The sequence below is a fragment of the Alteromonas sp. 4NS20-0143 genome (assembly GCF_057542855.1).
Genome location: NZ_BAAJLR010000003.1, coordinates 253,280 through 271,447 on the forward strand (window position 1 = coordinate 253,280; position 18,168 = coordinate 271,447).

Sequence of the window (18,168 nt, forward strand, 5' to 3'; positions counted from 1 at the left end):
TAGCTACGGTTTATTATATTTAACCTGAATCATGTTTAAGCAGTGGTGCAGGTTATTTAGCTACGAATGGTTTCGCCCAGTTTTAAATCAAAGGGCAGTATTTGCTTGCGTGACTCACCAGAGAGTAACGCATTAGCGGCGGCCTCGCCCTTAGCTACGCTAGACTGACAAACCGTTGTTAAATGCGGCCTAGCTCTATCCGCTTCCTCAATGCCATCAAAACCTGTAATTTTGAGTTCGTTTGGCACATCAATGCCCATCGCTAGCGCGCTGTGCAGCAACTCTAATGCAATGATATCACTCATACATAGCACCGTATTAGGTCGCGGAGAGCTCATAAGCACTTCTTTCGCTGCTTGTCGGGCGTAGCTTCTGTCACTCTCGGGAAGGTGCCAAATCCATTCGTTGTTTATCTCAATGCCTTGCTCTTTCGCAGCTCGTACGTAACCGTCTAAACGACGATGTGAGATTGAGCTATTCACATCAATCAAGGGGCTATCGTAAATTCTGCAGGTGGTAGGTGAGTCAATTAAACGCAAACCAAGTATGGCGACAATGTCATTTTCATCGATTGCAGCTTTGGCAACTTCATACGCCGCGTTTTCGTTATCAATGTTGATTGAAGGCACATCATCAATATCAAAGTCCACAGTAATGGCTGGCTTAGACTGGGCTGCAATTTCTTGCGCTAGTTTATAATTTCGCGGTGCGCCATAGCAGATAAACCCATCCACAAAGTCCACTACATCTAAAATACTGTTTGAATCACCTGCGTAGAGAAGAAGGTGCTTGCCCTGTTGCTGTAATGTCGTCGATACGCCTTTTATAAACGTACTGGCTACCGGGTCACTCACCATATAGGCAATGCTGTCTGCAAGTACAAGTGCAACAATGTTTGACGTACCCTTGCGCAAGATTTGTGCGGCCTTGTTCGGCCCTGAATAGCCTATGCGTTCGCACTGCGCGAGTATTTCTTCTCGTTTCCCTTTTGATAATTGATCGGGACGATTGAAGGCATTTGAAATAGTAGCGGTTGATACGCCAAGTTGTTGTGCGACATCTTTAAGCGTTAACTTGATCTTTTTCATTGTAAGTCACTCACTGTGCGAATCTTAATCGATAACTGCTATGGCGTTGGTATATCACCTTATCGAGCAGGGCTTCGCACAATAATAACATTAACTTAATCGTTTAACCCAAGAAACTTAACGACTTTCTAACGAAAACTTAAATCATCGAGCTAAAACTTAAACAAAAGTAGAAAATGTCAGATGAGTACTATCGCGTACCAAATATTTTGTCTCCAGCATCGCCTAAGCCTGGCAATATATAACCATTCTCATCAAGGCGCTCATCGATAGCTGCAGTAAAAATGTCAACATCGGGGTGCTTATCTACTACGCTTTTTATTCCCTCTGGAGCTGCAACGAGAAATAATCCCATTATGTTTTTACAGCCTTTTTCTTTGAGCAAATCGATGGTAGATATCAAGGTGCCGCCAGTGGCCAGCATGGGGTCGACAATAAGTGCCGTCCGCTCATCAATATTTTTTACCACCTTATCGAAGTACGCAACCGGTTGAAGAGTTTCTTCGTCTCGATACAGTCCTACCACACTTATTTTGGCATTAGGGATAAGCTCTAATACCCCTTCTAGCATACCTAAGCCGGCGCGTAAAATTGGTACCACAGTAATTTTTTTGCCTTTGATCTGCTTTACTTCAACTTGGTCGCCAGACCAGCTTTCTATAGTCGCGCGTTCTGTAGGTAGCGTTCGCGTTGCCTCGTAAGTTAATAGGTTACCTACTTCTGACGCCAATTCGCGAAAATCTTTACTGCTAACATTAGCGTTTCGCATTAGCCCCAATTTATGAGCAATAAGGGGGTGCGTAATTTCATGAACAGCCATAACGAGTTCCTAAATAGATAATTAACATCATACTATAGTAAATGTTATCGCATGCTCTGTCGCGGTTTACGCAACATCCAGTGTTCCGCCATCGGGTAAAGTCACCTCTATGGTTAAACTTCCGCCAACGGCAGCTAAATACGCAGCCGCTCGTTGCAAAGACACATCTTGAATGCGCTTAGATTCAAGTTTACTGACCCCCGATGCAGTCACCGATAGCGCCATGGCCACCACTTCTTGTTTAACACGATGCTGTTTTCTGATGTCGCCTAATGTAAGTTCTTTCATTTTTTTACCGAAAAATTGAGGGCATTAAAAAAGCCCAGTTGGTTCACACCTTCTGGGCTTTTGCAAAACGCTCTTACCTATGCCCAGAAGCGAATACTTGCCCCTGAACAACACGCGTCAGGTGCGGTCAGTAGATAAAATTATAAAAATAAGATAGTGAAACGTTTTGCATGATAATTCTCTTATATCTTTGGGTTTGGGTTTGGCTTTAAAAAACTATTTTCTGGCTACTCACTTAGCGAGTACTTTTTTGCCACTCAACGTGTTTGTGCCGGCTCGATAAGTCTGGGTGTAATCAGCAGCTTATTTTCCTATTCGCCCAAGCGTGTTAGCGGCTTAATTAACACTTATAGTTAAACATACCATCACTGCTGGCAATAACAACTGCTTTCCTAAAAGGAAAGTGGATAACATCGTATTTGGGCAGCTGCGGTTTTTCTGGCACTTAAAATGCTGTACCAATATCAGCGCTTTTTAGCTTAGTTAAAAATGCAGGAACCTCTGCACTGCCCTCTTCGGGTGACCAAGGTGCAAACCCCTTATCTTCGGTGAGATCAAAAGGGCCTTGCTTTACTTCCATAAATACCACAGGCTCGAAACATACCGTAGCATGCCAGGTGTGCGGCGGAATCTCTAACCCTGAACATTCCCCACCTGCTTCCAATGAAACACGATTGGTCACTATGCCGTGCTCATCAAAAAATAATAGGTCTAAGGCCCCCTCAACCACCATAAAGAACTCCCACTTATGGCGTTGAATATGCTGGTGAGGCCTCACATAAGAATCGGGAAGCATAGCAATGAATAAGCGCTGCACAACATCGTCGTAAGACCGATGTACATTCAGGTTTGCCCGTTTACGCGGGCTCTTTGCAGCCTCATTTTTCAATGTGGCGAAAGCGGCGCGGTCAAATAGTTGCACATTATTCATTGCATTCCCTCGTCGTTGATAGGTCAAAAGAGATAGCTATTGAATTAGCTACTGTATTCGTTGCTCAATGCTACAGTTTGTCATTGTTATAACTTGTCTTACAAAAATAAAAAAACGAGCATTACGCTCGTTCTTTTTTAAACATACTAGAGCACGCATAGCTTTGCACGCGTTAGAATGTGCTTACCTTTGCGAGCGCTAGCTTATTATGCTTTAAACGATGATAACCCATCCATTAGCACGGTCTTGAGCTCTTGCCCTTCTTCCGTATCAAGATAAGTCTTAACGCTTTCAACGATTTTCGTAATTTGCTGGGTATCGAGACCTAGTGAGTCGAATTGCTTTTTCAATTCGTTCATATTAGAAAAAGATTCGCTGTATCCAGCCGCCTTATCCAGTAAACCACCAAGGGAGCCTTTACTGCTCATCTCACTCACATCGGGTGCCGCCGCAAGTAGGCTGTCTAAATTAGGCAGGTTCGATTTAAGCGTGTTGATTTGCTCTGCTGAGATATTTTTTTCAGCGTAGCTAAATAACGCCGCTAAACTCCCCTTCACCTGCTCAGAAGTCATACCCGTTGCATCTTCGACTGAGGCCATCATTCCTTCAATTGTTGGGCCCGTCACTTTTTCGCCTTCAGCGGCCAATCCTAAAAAGTCTTTGATTGAATCTAGCCAACCTTCTGCCTGTACCTGTGGTGCAACAACTAGCATTGATGCTAAAGCAAGCGCGTATACACGTTTCATAATTTTTCCCTGATAATTAATATTGCCGATAGGGTAAAACAAAACGCGTAAACACACTATTAGCTTTACGTATGATTTACGTTTAACTTTCTATACGTAACCTCATGGCTTCTTTTTGCACGATTGAGTGCATTTACTAATGCTACCGTTGAGCCACTTCTAACCAACCACCTTCTATATTTTTTACGACTTTATCCGAGTGACAAAAAACGGGAATGGCCCAGCTATCGCCCGTTTCATCAGACTGAATGCGGCTGTCTGGCCACGTGTATGCCGAGTGGGACGACAGTAAAACCCAGCTATTTTTCGTAACAGAAGCCTCTGTATTGTTAGTTTCCATATCATTAACCGCTGCACCATAGGGCTTTCTTCCCAATGCTTTCCAACCTGTGCTAGCGGTATTAGCTTCAACACCTTTTGGGCTAAATCGAAGCATAGGCTCATCCTGCTTGTCGAGAACCACCATATGATGGTCTCCGGTATAACTCACTCTAATTGCACTATCGACTCCAGGTATGATCATTGCGCTGAGGTTGGCAATAGGCGCAGCACTGTTATCTAACGTTACTAGCGTGCGCGTTTCTGGTGGGTTCAGCGATTTGAAATAGCCATCAATCATCTGGCGCTCGCCATCTACTGCTATGCCTATTTGCCACTCATCAACGTGTTCATCACTTTTAACAAGCCGTTGATCGTACCAGCCATAATAGTTATTTTTACTCACTTGAGTCCATTTTGCCTCTATGTTCCCATCTTTCACCCACTCGGGCAGAGGTCTTGGACCTGCAGTTTGAACTTTGAACCACATAGGATGATCCCAATTTGCAAACACTCCCTGCTGAGTGATGCGAATAAACGGGGTATTGTCCTCTGCGAGAACCTCTAGCCTCCCCTCGCCTGAGTAAGCAATAAGAATTTCGTTGCCCAGTGGTGAGCTTTGTATTTGCGTTACCACATGACTGTTTTTACTTGTTTTTAGCACTGGTTGCCATTCTCCATCCACCTGGCTGCTGCCGTGTGCAGAGATAGTCTGAGAAAAAACAATGAGCAATAAACTTATTAGACGTAGTTTCATAATTCCCCCTTATCGACATACGTTAGATAGTGAGCCGGTAACGCTAATGGTCTTTGATTCAGACGGAACCAAGTTACCTTCATCATCTCGTGCGTTGACAAACAGCATATAATCACCAGGTGGAACAACGGCTTGTTCTTTTGGCATCTGCACTACAATTCTGCCGCTTCTATGACGCACAATGGGTAATTCCACGCTTCGTTGGTCACCGTCTATGAGGTGTGTAATATTCGTGCGGCGCACTAGCACAACAGACTCGATACGTTGGTTCATGGAAGTGGTGGCAGCGTCAGTGTTTTTAAGTCCAATTCTGAACCGCTCGCCTATATGTACAGACTTACTTCTTTTCCCAATTGAGGGGCGATCGCCAAACATGTAGGGCGGCTTATAGATTTCAAAAGAAGGGTCACGTCCGTCATTAGGCGAGAAGCCTGGCAAGGTAACGCTATAAGCATAGGCGGTATTAATGGGTGCATGACCGCCAATTAACACACTTCCATCAGGCAATAACGCTGCTGAGTTATGATAAGTACGCGGGCGGTTTTGTTTTGCAACCTTTCTAAACGTTTCGGTTTCAGGGTCGAATATTTCAGCCTCTAAAATTGGCACGCCAGAACCAGGAAGTACCACCTCGTCTCTGTCTGCACCCGATACCACTAATACTTCACCGGTAGGCAGCAACACGCCGGTGCCATACCAGCGTCCTTGTGACAAACTCCCGGTCGAGCGAGAGTCATACAGCATGGTTTCTCCCTCTATAGTTACTGAGTCGATTCGCGCTAGGTTTGTGCCTAAATAGAGCCCAGGGCTTGTGGCTGCAACGCCGGTTAATACGCCACCCGCGGTTAAAAACTCTGCCTTACTGTACTTGCCATTTTCATCGGGCTTAAGTGGCATCATCATAGAAAATGTGGAGCCTCTGAAACCTGCGCCCAATATAGACTGCACGTCTGCTAGCTTGTATGGGTCGTCAATAATCGGTGCTAACGCGTCAAAAGGATTGGCAATAAACTCTTCAGTTAAGCCGCTAAGCAGCCCGCTAAGTGATTTATCTGCTTCGGTATTGGTAATGTTAAGTAGACTGGTTAAATCACTCACGCCCGCTTCGCTTAAATGCAAAGGTAGACCAGCAAACCCTAAGTCGGCCCAGGTTTGCGACTTAGGATCGTAGGCCGCTACAATATTCCAAAGCGCTTGATCGTAGCCTTGCCCGAAGGGATTAAATGCTTGCCCGCCACCGTTGTAAAAAACATGTCCATTGGGCAAAAGATGTAAGCGTGGGTATAGAGGCAATGAACGCTCAGCTAAGGCCCCATTGTCGGTCCACTCTCCACATGAGGTATCGTAGGTTTCAGTTACCGTTACGTTTCTACCCGATGTTTCAGGGCGAGTTAAATACACTGGCTTTACAAGCTTGGTAACACCGCTGGCTACAAGTACGTTACCGTTTGCCAGTGACACCGCGCTTGGATACCAGCGTCCAAAATTCATATCGCCGGTTTTGCGCCAGCTGTTGTCATCAGGATTGAAGATTCGACTATTTTTGAGCCCTTCCAGCTCAGATAAGCCAAAATTAATTGGCTGGCCTAAAAGCTCGGTATTCACTCCAGGCTCATGGTAATAATCCGTGCCGCCAACTGCCATCAGTTCGCCATTTGGCAAGCCCACTAAATCGGCACAAAAGAGCGCGCCATCATTGTTGGTTCTATCGTCGTCCGTGCCCAAATCGATATCAATAGGATTGCCGAGAAAGCCCGAAATATCGCCAATAAGGGTTTCAGAGTCGTTGCCATCAGGGTTGGCACCTGCATCAACAGGAGAAGGAGCAATCCAGCTCGCGCTACCGTTTTTCATGGTCAGCACGCGGGTTTGATCGTTTACAATTGCTGAGCCAATTTCAAGAAGCGCGTTGTATTCAACGTTTTCCGTACCCTCAAGGGCATTAAAATATAAAATTCGGCCATCATTAAGAAGTGCCAAACTTCCCGCCGCTGGTTTACATTTTAATACCCCTTCATCATTCTCTTCGCATTTACCATTGTCGGGATAGTTATTAAGAGGGTTTTTAATGTTGGTATTGTTTTGATCGGCAAACTCACCAGTCACTAGCGGCTCTTCGAATGGATTAGTAAATACCCCTTTTTGTTTACATATTTGTTCGCTTGCGCATTCGGGGGTGACAATGGGAACCTTTCCTTTATTGCGATCTGCTAGTGCAAAATGGGAGGTAATACTTAAAGAGAGTAGTGTTAATGCGGGTAGGAGTGATGGACGTGTTTTCATTTTTGGCATCCTGTTATTTTAGGTTTACATGCTGTCAAACAACGGCAAAACTCGCCCAGATTGTTAACAGCATGTAAACCAAACGACTCACGTTTCAGGTTGGATGCAAAAAAATAAAAGTTTTTAAAAACGCATTAAAAACAGCTTTGGCTATTTAGACTTTTTCATGCGGCGGCTTTGCTCTTCACGCTTCTCTTCGCGCTTCTCTTTGCGGTCTTTTTTGTCGGGTGTTAAAGAGCCCGTTTTGAATTTCTGCTTACGCTTGGCCTTTGCTTCTGCTTTTTTCTTAGCCGCTTCTTCTATTTCTATTTGTTCTGCCACAAGCATTTCAGGCGTTTCAAGGGTAATGCGACCTAATTTGCCAGACTGAAGTTCTTTTAACAGTATTTCACAAATTTTATGAAGGTTTACGCGCCCACCGGCCATGATGGCACCGCGACTTTTTGCTGCTGCTTCTAAAAACTCAATCTCGGTATCTGGCAGTTCATCAAGCTTATACCGCTCTTTTAAAACGTCAGGGTAAGCCTTTATTAAGTAATCGGCGGCAAAAAAGCCAACATCATCGTATTCCATGGCCGTATTTTTTACTGCACCAGAGGAGGCTAGACGATAGATAGAATGTGGGTTTTCAAGTTTCGGCCACAGCACCCCTGGAGTATCGAACAAAATAATACCGCTTCCTAGATTTATGCGCTGCTGACTTTTCGTGACGGCAGGCTCGTTACCTGTTTTTGCGATAATTCGATCGGCAAGAATGTTAATAAGCGTAGACTTTCCAACATTGGGTATACCGGTGATCATCGCTTTAATCACTTTAGCCTGACCATCTTTATGAGAGCATATGCTGCGGATAAGCTGCATAAGTTGCTTACTGTTTCCAGGGTTATCGCTCGATGTGGTAATGGTTTTAACGCCGCGCTCTTTTTCTAAGCTTTCTTGCCAACGGGCCGTTATCTCTGGGTCGGCTAAGTCATACTTATTCAAGATTTTAATACAGGGTTTATCGCCGCGTATCTTGGCAATTTCAGGGTTTTCACTTGAAAAAGGAATTCGTGCATCAAGCACTTCGATAAGTATGTCTACCTGGCTGAGCGACTCTTTTATTTCTTTGAGCGCTTTGTGCATATGACCGGGAAACCACTGAAGAGCCATGCGTTAATCCTATGTGTTTATTGGGGGCTGAAAAAATATAAGTAACAGTGAATACAAACAAATCGCTGCAAGCAGCTTAATCAAAAATCGCGGTTGTGCTTTGGCGTTTAGTTAACATGATAGCTCGTAAGCACAAATATTCACCGCACTCGCAAGGTTCAACGAATCAATTTTACCACTGCCCGGTATTGTAAATGCAGTAGCGTTTAGACGCTTTACATCCTCAGTAGGTACACCACGAGCTTCATTGCCAAAAAGGTAACATTCGAAGTGACCAAAGCTCTTGGATTTTACCTCTTCCCCGCGCATGTCTAAATAAGCGAACTGAGAAAATCGTGATGTTAAGCTTTCCAGTGGAACATTAAGCTCCATATCAGCGTGAAAGATTGCCCCCATACTCGACCTCACCACTTTAGAGTTAAATGGGTCCACACTGTTAGGGCTTAGCAACAACTTAAACTGACCAAACCATGCTAGCGTACGCAATATTGTACCAAGGTTGCCGGGGTCTTGTACCTCATAAAGATAAATACAGCGCTTTGAATCTGCGCTGCTTACCGACTTTTGCATCTGCTCGTCAGCGGGTGCATTCTGCCGCGGCGCTTCTTCAGATAGCGAATTAGTTACTGAATTAGTTACCGAAGGAAGCGGCACCCTAGCGATAATCCCCTGAGGTGATTTTGTATCGCTTATTTGCTGCATTTGCACAGAGGTTACTGTTTGAACCTGGATGACATCATCGCTAAGTAATGGCGCATATTCTGCATTAGCTTTGTCAAGCCAAGCTTCATACTCTGAAGTAACGTATACCGCCACCGTGTTTTTAGGCGCCGACTTCAATAACTCTAAGATCAGATGTTCACCTTCCACCAAATAATAACCGAACTGAGTTCGATACTTTTTTTGGTGTAGCTTTTTTACATCGCTTAGCTTCATTGACTCATGCTCCAGAGTTAATAATAGACACACCGTGTTAAAAGGTGCGCCGCTTGTGGGCGCAAGTTTAAGTTATGTGGGTAAAAACTCAAGGTGAGAATGAGGGCACGTTTAAATTTATCTCTCACTTCGCTTCTAAATCCGTTTTTGGTATTCACCTTCTTCATTTTCGTTAAGCCTTACACAAATGTAACCCTACAAGATGCCTCTTTTTTGTATGCTTCAAACTTATAGCCCTATCACTTATAACCAAAGCGCTTATAACTACATCGCTTATAACTACAGCGCTCATAACTACAGCGCTCATAACTACAATGCGTATAACTACAATGCTTATAGTTTCAATGTTAAATAATTCTGTAAAAAGTAAACGCCCGCAATGACTGTTAAAACACACTTCCATGCATCGACATCGGAGTCGGTAACTGCTGCCATTAACACAAAAGATGAAAATTCTGAGCGCGCAATGGCGATAGCCTCATATTTGGAATTCACCACAACCCTATTGCCAACTGTGGCTAAGACGGCAAACAAGCCCAATACATGGCCCATACATAACGATCACTGCTTTCAAAGGGTGGTGCTAGACACGATTTGCCAAACCCCGTGGTATGACGTTATTCCATCTCCGGCTTATAAAAACCTGTCTTTAGAGCAAGCGCGAGCAGCAAAAGCACTTTGCGAAAAGATTGCGAATAACCAAGTGTGCCTAACCACCTTAAATAATAAATCGAAGGCATGGAGAAACAAGCAAGCTAAGTTCGATTTTTAGGCGCTGAATTAATACCAGTCCGCCTAGATAATTATCTAGGCGGACTGGTATTGACTAAGGGGAAGCTATGCCGCAACGAACATCACCAAAAGATGCATCAAAAATCCATCGCGCAGAAGACTTGGAAGACGTCGTAGTCGACAAACGTGCTCATTGGAGAGCCAATGGTGCAAAGGCGCGACGAAGACAGCGTCGGTACAAGAAGAAAGTGGTTACGTCTTTGGTACAAGACATTTATGAAAATGAAGCATTTGATTAGCAACTCGATGCAACGTATGCTCAATGCAGGTTCTGGTAATACCAGTTTACGTAATTTGTAAAGGGCATAAAACTTATGGCTTTCGATTTTAACATTGAGAACGACATTGCAGTAATCACCTTTGATGACGGCAAAGTGAATGCGGTGGGCTTTGATTTAATAGAGAAATTTAATACTGCACTTGATGAAGCAGAAAAGAGTGCAAACGCTGTGGTATTTCATGGTGGAGAGGGAAAGTTCTGCGGCGGTTTCGACCTTTCGGTAATGAAAGGCGATGACAAAGCCGAGCAGCATAGGCTTGTTCAAGCTGGGGCAGACCTCATAGTTCGCTTGTACGGTTTTCCACTGCCAGTGATCGTTGCGGCAGAGGGCCACAGTATAGCGTTAGGCGCTATCATGCTAATGGCAGCAGACTTGCGTATAGGTAAAGACGGCGGCACAAAATATGGGCTAAACGAAACGGCTATTGGCATGGTGCTGCCCGCTTTTGGTATGGAGCTCGCCAAAGCAAGGTTGGCACTCACATCACAAACCGAAGCGTTACTTTTTTCACGTATATTTGAAGGTAAAGACGCGGTAAAAGCGGGCTTTTTAGACGCTGCTGTACCTCAAGATCAAGTGCTTCGCACTGCCCTTGGTTATGCTGAAAAGCTTAAAATGCTTCCTCGCGCTGCATTTGCCGAATCAAAAATACAGCTTAGAAAAGACACTATTGCTAAGATGAAAGGCTAGCTAGAACATTAAGCAGTGATAACGCTAAATACGCTCTATTGTTATCACTGCCTGCTTCTCTGCTTTTTCAATGCCTTCTTTTGACCAATTAAGCCAATCACTTAGCCCTTTGGTTGTGTGAACAAAAGCTGTGCCATTGCGACCGGTTTCTTTTACTCTATACAACGCCAAATCGGTTAACAGCATGGAGTGCTCCCACTGATGGAAATCGGTTTGCGAGTTTTCCCACGGAAGCCAAACCGCACCTATGGACATAGTTAACGGCAAAGGCAGGCCAAGCTTATAATGCAAGTTGGTGAGCGCATCATGAAGCCTGTCGTTAAGCGCTTTAAAGCTTTGCTTTTTGATGGTAGGAACAATGAGTAAGAATTCTTCCCCGCCCCAACGCAACAGACAATCCTCCGGTCGACTAACACTCTCTATGGCATCGGCAACGTACGTCAGCACGCTGTCGCCTTTGTCGTGGCCAAACTCATCATTGATGCGTTTAAAATTATCTAAATCTATAAGAAATAACGCGCAAATATCTTCAGATGCTTCTTTCCCTGTATGTTTGCCATCAGCGTTTCTATAACCAATTTGCCGTGCATTAATAGCGTCGAAGAGCTTGGGTAGATACTCTTTTATCGCTCTTCTATTGCTAAGTCCCGTTAACGGATCGGTATTGGCCACCTGCCTAAGCGCATCATTTTTTTGCTCTAGCTCTTTGTTCACTCTTTCGTAAGCCAGGGTGCGCTCTTCAACCATTTTTTCTAGCATGTCGTTTCTTTTCATCAGTGCTCGCGTACGCACCGAAAACAACAGCCAACCAATCAAGAGAATGACAATTACCGCGATGCCTCGCGCCCACCAGGTTTCCCACCAGTAAGGCGCAACGTTAATTGATAGTGTGGTGGGCGGTAACCACTCATCACTGCCTAGTTTCGCAGATACCTCAAAAACGAATTTCCCCGACGGTAGGTTGGTAAAATAGGCCAGCTCTCGTTGTCCTGCATACACCCAACTGCTGTCGCCCTTGGTAAGCCTATATCGATATTGTGGCACCTCTTCTGCAGCAAATATTGGCTTGGTGTACGCCACTTCTAAGTTACGTTCATTAGTAATTTCGATAACGGAAGAGGCGGAGGTGAAGCGTTCACCATTTTGATATATACCGGATATAACCACTGGTGAAATCATGGGCTGGCGCGTGGTGGTGTCAACCGACAGCACGCCTGCTAATGTGGGATAATAAAGGTGGTCGTCAAAAACTACGCCTCGGTTATTTCCCGCGCCATTACAACACCGAATGTCTTTTCTTGACGTAAACGTGCCGTCGTCTCTTAGTACGATATGCCGTCGTATTTGCTGTTTATAAAGACCCGATAAGTCCACAGAAAATATACCGCTGGCACCAGAGACCCAAAGTTGATTTGCAGCAATACTTATATTGAACAGATTTTGAAATGGCAGCCCATTTTTAATGGTGTATTGGGTCCACTTCCCTTTTTTATTTTTCTGAAACAGGCCATCGCCGTAGGTAGCAAAAAAGAGGTGACCATTAGGCGACTCAGTAATATTCGATACAAAGGCACTGCTTATGCCAGCCATACTAACTCTTTGCCATTGAGGGCTGCCATTACTATCAACATTGGTACTATTATCAACATTGGCACTGTGTAACCCTGACTCTGTGCCTACCCACAGTGAACCGTTTTTTGCGCGATGAATACTGCGAACAGACTGAGAGGCAAAATAAGTAACCTCAATAAAACTGTCGTCTTGTTGTTTAAATAGCCCGTTATTTGTCCCTAACCAAAGGGTATTCCCGTCTTTATATAGGGTATTTATTTGATAACCTTCAAAACCGCTTACCGACATGACCGCTGATGTTTCAGTATTTACACGGTATAAGCCGTTGCGTGTGCCTACCCACATTTTCCCGTTATCAATCTGTAAACTGTATGTATCGTTTCCATTCAACGCGCTTTGGGGAATAACCACCTGCCACTGCTCATCATCAATGCGCTTATATACCCCCATATTTGAAGCAGCGTACACACTATCGTCAACAAAGAATGACCATGCCCTTGCCTTTGCAAATGACTGACCCGCCGCTTGTCGAGTGATAGCCGATGGCCAAAGCAGTACAAGGCCGTTAGCCTTTGTACCAAGCAATGTAAGCTCATCACTTTGATGCAGCGTGAGCACGTCTTTCACCAAAGACGGCGTCACTACTTGATTCCAAGACATCTCAAGAATGCCCTTAACTGGGCTAACCTCATATGCCTTACCGTCCATTCCAAGTAAAAGTGGATAACCGCTGTTATTTAACGTTAATTTGTGTATTTCGTAAGAGGTAACTTGGGGAGTCTCGGTGAGAGAGCAATTGTTTGCTGAGTGCATAAATGTGCGAAGACGTTTGTCTTCAAGAATATAAACACGCTGATTTGCTGCCTGAAGCTGAGAGTATTCTCGCTCACGTGTTAGGGGATATTCACAGGTGGCGTTTGTCGCAGCATCAAAATAAACGAGTGTTTTATCGACGTTTAAAAGCCATATGCTATTACCATCTACGCTAGCAGCACTGAGCTTTGCTTGCTGCTGTAGCCGCTGTTCTGGGTGATTTTGCTGTTCTGGAAGCAGCTCGTTTTGCTCTGGGTGCTCACCTTGCTCTAAAGCACTCGAAGCAACTAACTGATTATTCTCTAGTGACCACAGTGACGTCCCGAAAAACCATAATTGCCCGTCTGAAGACTGATCAATATAGGTTATCCTGTCTTGAGATTGCTGAAATCCAACTGCCTTAAACGCGCCCTTAGCATAACTCACTACGCCGCTTGCGGTCGCTATCCATACCTTTCCTGTATTATCTACAAAGAGATACTCAATCCAATTTGAAGGAAGCGAAGGCTCATTGATGGTATTTAAAATTTCAAACTTTCTGCCATCAAACCGAGCCAATCCATTTTCAGTGCCTAACCAAAAAAAACCATCGGTATCTTGGGCAATAGCATGCACTGATATTTGGGGGAGACCATCGGTGACAATGCGCTGTCCTTTTTCCAATGCTTGTGCATTTGATACTTGCCAGCGCTCACTGCGATAATCTTCTGATGCCAACGCATTGATTGATTTTGTGCAAAGCAGAATCACTATCAGCAATAAAAAGGTAACACTATGAAGGTGTATTGAGCGTAAAAGCCCATTTAAACGAGAGAACATCTGGCCCCACTGTAGGCTAACTATCGTAAACGCTAAATAAATAAAAAAAGAGTTATGCAAAATTTACTAACTCATATTCTTTGCTAAATGAACCATGTGCTAAATAAAACGTGTGCTGAGTAAAACGTGTGCTGAATAAACCGTGTGCTAATAAACGAATAATTGTTCACCAGCCTCAGGTTGTCAATCGTAAACGCAGTAAGTGCTCTATTTAATTTTCCACTTGCCCGACGTTTTAAGTCTCATGTGTCAAATCTCATATCTCATATCTCAAACCTCGAAAAACGATGCTTCAAACCGATAGCTACTAGTAACGACTAAATAGCGGCTATGCAAAGCGCCAGGCAACAAACCGACTTTGTTTATTGCCCTGCCCCATGTTCACTACTCTTACCTGTGTGGCACGGTAATACGCTAGGCTTTTTTCGATAGGCTTTATGTGCTCAGACTTAGACACTAAACACGTAAACCAGGTGACGTTTTGCTTAAATTCAACGCTTTCCTTTATCATTCGTTGAATAAACGCTAATTCACCTCCCTCACACCACAGCTCGTTTGCCTGACCTGCAAAGTTCAAACTCGTCTTAGCATGTGATTTTTTTCCAGCCTCGGCACGGGTATTTTTGCCCGAACGCTTTGTTCTGTTCGCGGCTAAATTTCTATTTTTACGGGCACTACCGGCAAGCGCATCTTGTGCAGATTTATGAAACGGGGGGTTGCACATGGTGAACGTAAAATGGTCATCGTCACCAATTATTCCGGCGAATATGTTGTCAGTTTGCAGCTGTCTTCTTATCTCAATACGCGACTGCAGCGGGCTATTATTTCTCACTATTGCCGACGCATTATCAAAAGCGACTTCATCAATATCGCTTCCTACAAACGACCAATCATAAACTTGCGATCCAATAATGGGATAGATAGCGTTAGCGCCTACACCTATATCAAGCCCTCTCACCTTATTGCCAAGCAGCGCTTTTATGTTATTCACGTTTTTTGATGAACTTACATTTGTTTGATTGTCGCTCGCATCTCTTTTCAATGGCTCTGGCATCTTTTGAGAATCGACGAGAAGGTCGGCTATACCATGAACATAATCTGCACGTCCCGGTATAGGCGGACAAAGGTAGCCTTTTGGCAGCTGCCACTGATTAACATTGTAATAGTGCGCCAGTAACGCTGCGTTTAATGCAATAACAGCCTCAGGATTAGCAAAATCAATACTTTTTTGGCCACTTTTAGCGAGGATAATATGGGGTTTTAATGGAGAAAATGACGCGCAAAGTGCTGCCATGGGGTATCCATCGTTGTGATAACTGCGAGGATGCATTGTGTTGCTCTTCTAAATAAAGTGCTGATTTGAGGTTTATGGCGCGTTGATATTATTCTTTGACGGGCAGTTCTAAATTGTACTTTTCATACATCGATTGCAAAACGCCATTGCTTCGTAATATTTCAATTTGGTCATCAAAGTGCCGCTTCAACCGCTTTCCTTGTTCATTATAAACAAAAGACCAATACAGCTTGTATCGCCCAATTGTTCTTACTTTCACCAACGAGCCCTGGTCTGTTTGTTCTTTATCCATCAGCGGGATGATAATGCTGCGCAAATCGACGAAGTAATCTACCTTGCCCTTTTTTAGAAGCGCTAATGCTTGCTCTGCACTTTCAACCGAAACGCCTTTCGCACTTTTCGGCAATGCTGCATAAAAAACATCGTCCTCATAACCCGCTCTGTAAGCACCTACGTTAGAGGATAGATAGCCGCTGTTGATGGCTTCATCATTAAGTGAAACAACATTGATGTCTTCGTTAATGACGGGCCACTTAGACTGGTAAAAGGAAGCTGATTTGGGAAGCGAACCGGTAAGGTCTATTTCACCCGTTGCCAGATTTTTGAGTGTTCGTTGCCAGGGAAAATATTCTACACGTAAAGAATACTCAGGCTCTGAGTATATCGCAGACAAAAGCTCGTGATAAAAGCCTGTTCCGTCTCTATCGGTATAATTGGGCCAGACATCAGTTCCCCACTTTACTACTGTCGGTTCTGTTTGTGTTGGCGTTTGTTTTGCCTGTGTATACACATTTTGAGACAGCAATGCTGCCTTTGCCGCCTCTTTTGCTAATGCATAGGCCGGAATAAGTAGGAGAAAAACTAAAACTATCTGTTTCATCTGCAATCACTGTCTAAAACGTGCAATTCAATTCGCTGATGCCGTTTTATGTTAATAGTGTACGGTTAATACTGTGTGTATCCATACTGTGTTTCAATGCTATGTATCAAAGCTATGTATCAATAGTGGGGCTGTTATCACTAATAGCGCTTTTCTAGATGCACTCTTATTACAACCAGAACCCGTTAGAGTTTATCTGTGTAAGGTTAGCACTTATTTAGCCAAATAAATGTTTGTTGTATTAGCAGCCAAATCGGCGCATACCCTTTCATCTTTGACGCAAAAAATACCGCATGCCGATGTAACACAGACTATGCTAAGGTCGTAAATCGTACCACAAAAAAGGAAATTTATGAGAGCGTTATTAATAGGTGTTGTGTTCTTGTCTGCGCTATTTTCGTGCCCATTCGCGTGGTCTCAAGACATATTGTCCATGAAGGAGCGAAGTGATGTCATTGATAACATCATCGCTCAACGTTTTGACACTGTTTTACCTCACATCATGCGACGAGAAAATATCGACATGTGGGTAATTATGTCTCGAGAATACAACGAAGATCCGGTGTTAAAAACAATGCTCCCGTCAACTTGGCTGTCGGCCAGACGACATACTATGTTAGTCATCTATGACCAAGGCGAGGGACAACCCTTAGAGCGATTAGCCGTAGCACGCTATGCGGTTGCTAATAGTTTTGAAAAAGCCTGGGATAAAGAAGAGCAGCCCAATCAATTCAAAGCACTCGCCAACATTATCAAGCAGCGAAACCCTAGCAAGATAGCCATCAATACTTCAGGCGCTTTTGCCCTCGCCGACGGCATGACCTCTACCGAAAAAACCCTATTTATGTCGGCGTTACCGAAAGCCTACAGAAACCGTGTGGTATCTGGCGAGAAGCTATCGATTGGGTGGCTAGAAACACGCAGTGATATGGAAATGGAGTTCTATCCCATACTGACGCAAATCGGCCATAAACTTATTGCCACTGCATTTTCCAATACTGTGATCACACCTGGCGTTACCACCACTGATGATGTTGTGTGGTGGTTGAGAGACCGAACCAACGAGCTAGGTCTTAAAAATTGGTTTCATCCAACCGTGTCAATTCAACGGGCAGACAGCGAAGCTTTTGATCAGATAAAGGCCTTCAGCAAGCGACCAGAGCAAAATATTATTCAACCTGGCGACCTTATTCACGTTGATTTTGGCATTACCTATTTGCGCTTAAATACCGACCAACAGCAGCATGCCTACATTTTAAAACCTGGTGAAACGGATGCGCCTGAGTATCTAAAAGACGCACTTACAAAGGGCAATAGGTTGCAAGATATCTTAACCACTAATTTTCAGAAAGGTCGTTCAGGCAATGAAATTTTAAAGCGCTCTCGAAGCCAAGCCATAGAAGAGAATATAAAGCCCACTATTTATACCCACCCGCTTGGATTACACGGGCATGCAGCAGGACCAACCATTGGTATGTGGGATGCGCAAGAAGGAGTACCCATAAAAGGCGACTATCCTATGTATGAAAATACCGTATATTCGATTGAGCTTAATGCCGCTGTGATGATTGAAGATTGGGGTAAAGAAGTCAGGATTATGCTAGAGGAAGATGCGTTTTTTGACGGTAGTTCGGTGTCTTACTTAGACGGGAGACAAACAGAGTTTCATTTAATTTCTTCTGAAGCTAAGTAAGTACTAAAACGCAAC

16 protein-coding genes are annotated in these 18,168 nt (G+C 44.1%); 4 read left to right on the forward strand and 12 right to left on the reverse strand.

Annotation, left to right across the window (positions count from 1 at the left end; genetic code table 11):
- Positions 1 to 56: 56 nt before the first annotated feature.
- The 9 genes from AC27HD_RS08365 to AC27HD_RS08405 all read right to left on the reverse strand — a co-directional run bounded on the left by AC27HD_RS08365 (position 57) and on the right by AC27HD_RS08405 (position 9,319).
- The gene (locus AC27HD_RS08365; RefSeq protein ID WP_487105024.1) at positions 57 to 1,088 is read right to left on the reverse strand and encodes a LacI family DNA-binding transcriptional regulator; all 1,032 of its coding nucleotides are present in this window, start codon (positions 1,086 to 1,088) and stop codon (positions 57 to 59) included.
- Positions 1,089 to 1,278: 190 nt separating this feature from the next.
- On the reverse strand, positions 1,279 to 1,908 hold the full coding sequence (gene upp, locus AC27HD_RS08370) for a uracil phosphoribosyltransferase (RefSeq protein ID WP_032097191.1): 630 nt from the start codon (positions 1,906 to 1,908) through the stop codon (positions 1,279 to 1,281).
- Positions 1,909 to 1,974: 66 nt separating this feature from the next.
- A complete protein-coding gene (locus AC27HD_RS08375) occupies positions 1,975 to 2,196 on the reverse strand; it encodes a helix-turn-helix domain-containing protein (RefSeq protein ID WP_032097192.1) in 222 nt (73 codons plus the stop codon).
- Positions 2,197 to 2,641: 445 nt separating this feature from the next.
- The gene (locus tag AC27HD_RS08380; RefSeq protein WP_487105027.1) at positions 2,642 to 3,127 is read right to left on the reverse strand and encodes a WbuC family cupin fold metalloprotein; all 486 of its coding nucleotides are present in this window, start codon (positions 3,125 to 3,127) and stop codon (positions 2,642 to 2,644) included.
- Between the two features lie 206 nt (positions 3,128 to 3,333).
- The gene (locus AC27HD_RS08385) at positions 3,334 to 3,873 is read right to left on the reverse strand and encodes a DUF2780 domain-containing protein (RefSeq protein ID WP_032097194.1); all 540 of its coding nucleotides are present in this window, start codon (positions 3,871 to 3,873) and stop codon (positions 3,334 to 3,336) included.
- A gap of 142 nt (positions 3,874 to 4,015) precedes the next feature.
- Positions 4,016 to 4,948 (reverse strand): hypothetical protein, encoded by a 933-nt coding sequence (locus AC27HD_RS08390; RefSeq protein ID WP_487105029.1) that lies wholly within the window; start codon positions 4,946 to 4,948, stop codon positions 4,016 to 4,018.
- A gap of 9 nt (positions 4,949 to 4,957) precedes the next feature.
- Positions 4,958 to 7,231 (reverse strand): galactose oxidase early set domain-containing protein, encoded by a 2,274-nt coding sequence (locus AC27HD_RS08395; RefSeq protein WP_487105031.1) that lies wholly within the window; start codon positions 7,229 to 7,231, stop codon positions 4,958 to 4,960.
- Positions 7,232 to 7,381: 150 nt separating this feature from the next.
- Positions 7,382 to 8,383 (reverse strand): ribosome biogenesis GTPase YlqF, encoded by a 1,002-nt coding sequence (gene ylqF, locus AC27HD_RS08400; protein ID WP_032097196.1) that lies wholly within the window; start codon positions 8,381 to 8,383, stop codon positions 7,382 to 7,384.
- 111 nt (positions 8,384 to 8,494) lie between these two features.
- Positions 8,495 to 9,319: a TrmH family RNA methyltransferase gene (locus AC27HD_RS08405; protein WP_487105033.1), complete on the reverse strand. Its 825-nt coding sequence runs from the start codon at positions 9,317 to 9,319 to the stop codon at positions 8,495 to 8,497.
- A 379-nt stretch (positions 9,320 to 9,698) separates the two neighbouring features.
- Between AC27HD_RS08405 and AC27HD_RS08410 the strand changes: the two genes are divergently transcribed.
- The 3 genes from AC27HD_RS08410 to AC27HD_RS08420 all read left to right on the forward strand — a co-directional run bounded on the left by AC27HD_RS08410 (position 9,699) and on the right by AC27HD_RS08420 (position 11,082).
- A complete protein-coding gene (locus AC27HD_RS08410) occupies positions 9,699 to 10,091 on the forward strand; it encodes a hypothetical protein (protein ID WP_487105035.1) in 393 nt (130 codons plus the stop codon).
- Between the two features lie 67 nt (positions 10,092 to 10,158).
- Positions 10,159 to 10,350, forward strand: a complete 192-nt coding sequence (locus tag AC27HD_RS08415; RefSeq protein WP_487105037.1) for a hypothetical protein — start codon at positions 10,159 to 10,161, stop codon at positions 10,348 to 10,350.
- 75 nt (positions 10,351 to 10,425) lie between these two features.
- On the forward strand, positions 10,426 to 11,082 hold the full coding sequence (locus AC27HD_RS08420; RefSeq protein ID WP_487105039.1) for a crotonase/enoyl-CoA hydratase family protein: 657 nt from the start codon (positions 10,426 to 10,428) through the stop codon (positions 11,080 to 11,082).
- A 24-nt stretch (positions 11,083 to 11,106) separates the two neighbouring features.
- Here AC27HD_RS08420 and AC27HD_RS08425 read toward each other — a convergent pair whose 3' ends face one another.
- From AC27HD_RS08425 to AC27HD_RS08435, 3 genes are all read right to left on the reverse strand, one after another.
- Positions 11,107 to 14,286, reverse strand: coding sequence for a ligand-binding sensor domain-containing diguanylate cyclase (locus tag AC27HD_RS08425; protein ID WP_487105041.1), 3,180 nt, complete (start codon positions 14,284 to 14,286; stop codon positions 11,107 to 11,109).
- A gap of 328 nt (positions 14,287 to 14,614) precedes the next feature.
- Complete coding sequence (rlmF, locus tag AC27HD_RS08430) at positions 14,615 to 15,616, reverse strand: 23S rRNA (adenine(1618)-N(6))-methyltransferase RlmF (protein WP_487105043.1); 1,002 nt, start codon at positions 15,614 to 15,616, stop codon at positions 14,615 to 14,617.
- Between the two features lie 52 nt (positions 15,617 to 15,668).
- Positions 15,669 to 16,460 (reverse strand): substrate-binding periplasmic protein, encoded by a 792-nt coding sequence (locus AC27HD_RS08435; protein ID WP_032097202.1) that lies wholly within the window; start codon positions 16,458 to 16,460, stop codon positions 15,669 to 15,671.
- Positions 16,461 to 16,812: 352 nt separating this feature from the next.
- Between AC27HD_RS08435 and AC27HD_RS08440 the strand changes: the two genes are divergently transcribed.
- The gene (locus AC27HD_RS08440) at positions 16,813 to 18,153 is read left to right on the forward strand and encodes a M24 family metallopeptidase (RefSeq protein WP_032097203.1); all 1,341 of its coding nucleotides are present in this window, start codon (positions 16,813 to 16,815) and stop codon (positions 18,151 to 18,153) included.
- Positions 18,154 to 18,168: the final 15 nt, after the last annotated feature.

Excerpts from the sequence above, each read along its gene's own strand:
- AC27HD_RS08365 (WP_487105024.1), bottom strand. The coding sequence starts at position 1,088 with ATGAAAAAGATCAAGTTAACGCTTAAAGATGTCGCACAACAACTTGGC.
- upp (WP_032097191.1), bottom strand. The coding sequence starts at position 1,908 with ATGGCTGTTCATGAAATTACGCACCCCCTTATTGCTCATAAATTGGGG.
- AC27HD_RS08375 (WP_032097192.1), bottom strand. The coding sequence starts at position 2,196 with ATGAAAGAACTTACATTAGGCGACATCAGAAAACAGCATCGTGTTAAA.
- AC27HD_RS08380 (WP_487105027.1), bottom strand. The coding sequence starts at position 3,127 with ATGAATAATGTGCAACTATTTGACCGCGCCGCTTTCGCCACATTGAAA.
- AC27HD_RS08385 (WP_032097194.1), bottom strand. The coding sequence starts at position 3,873 with ATGAAACGTGTATACGCGCTTGCTTTAGCATCAATGCTAGTTGTTGCA.
- AC27HD_RS08390 (WP_487105029.1), bottom strand. The coding sequence starts at position 4,948 with ATGAAACTACGTCTAATAAGTTTATTGCTCATTGTTTTTTCTCAGACT.
- AC27HD_RS08395 (WP_487105031.1), bottom strand. The coding sequence starts at position 7,231 with ATGAAAACACGTCCATCACTCCTACCCGCATTAACACTACTCTCTTTA.
- ylqF (WP_032097196.1), bottom strand. The coding sequence starts at position 8,383 with ATGGCTCTTCAGTGGTTTCCCGGTCATATGCACAAAGCGCTCAAAGAA.
- AC27HD_RS08405 (WP_487105033.1), bottom strand. The coding sequence starts at position 9,319 with ATGAAGCTAAGCGATGTAAAAAAGCTACACCAAAAAAAGTATCGAACT.
- AC27HD_RS08410 (WP_487105035.1), top strand. The coding sequence starts at position 9,699 with ATGACTGTTAAAACACACTTCCATGCATCGACATCGGAGTCGGTAACT.
- AC27HD_RS08415 (WP_487105037.1), top strand. The coding sequence starts at position 10,159 with ATGCCGCAACGAACATCACCAAAAGATGCATCAAAAATCCATCGCGCA.
- AC27HD_RS08420 (WP_487105039.1), top strand. The coding sequence starts at position 10,426 with ATGGCTTTCGATTTTAACATTGAGAACGACATTGCAGTAATCACCTTT.
- AC27HD_RS08425 (WP_487105041.1), bottom strand. The coding sequence starts at position 14,286 with ATGTTCTCTCGTTTAAATGGGCTTTTACGCTCAATACACCTTCATAGT.
- rlmF (WP_487105043.1), bottom strand. The coding sequence starts at position 15,616 with ATGCATCCTCGCAGTTATCACAACGATGGATACCCCATGGCAGCACTT.
- AC27HD_RS08435 (WP_032097202.1), bottom strand. The coding sequence starts at position 16,460 with ATGAAACAGATAGTTTTAGTTTTTCTCCTACTTATTCCGGCCTATGCA.
- AC27HD_RS08440 (WP_032097203.1), top strand. The coding sequence starts at position 16,813 with ATGAGAGCGTTATTAATAGGTGTTGTGTTCTTGTCTGCGCTATTTTCG.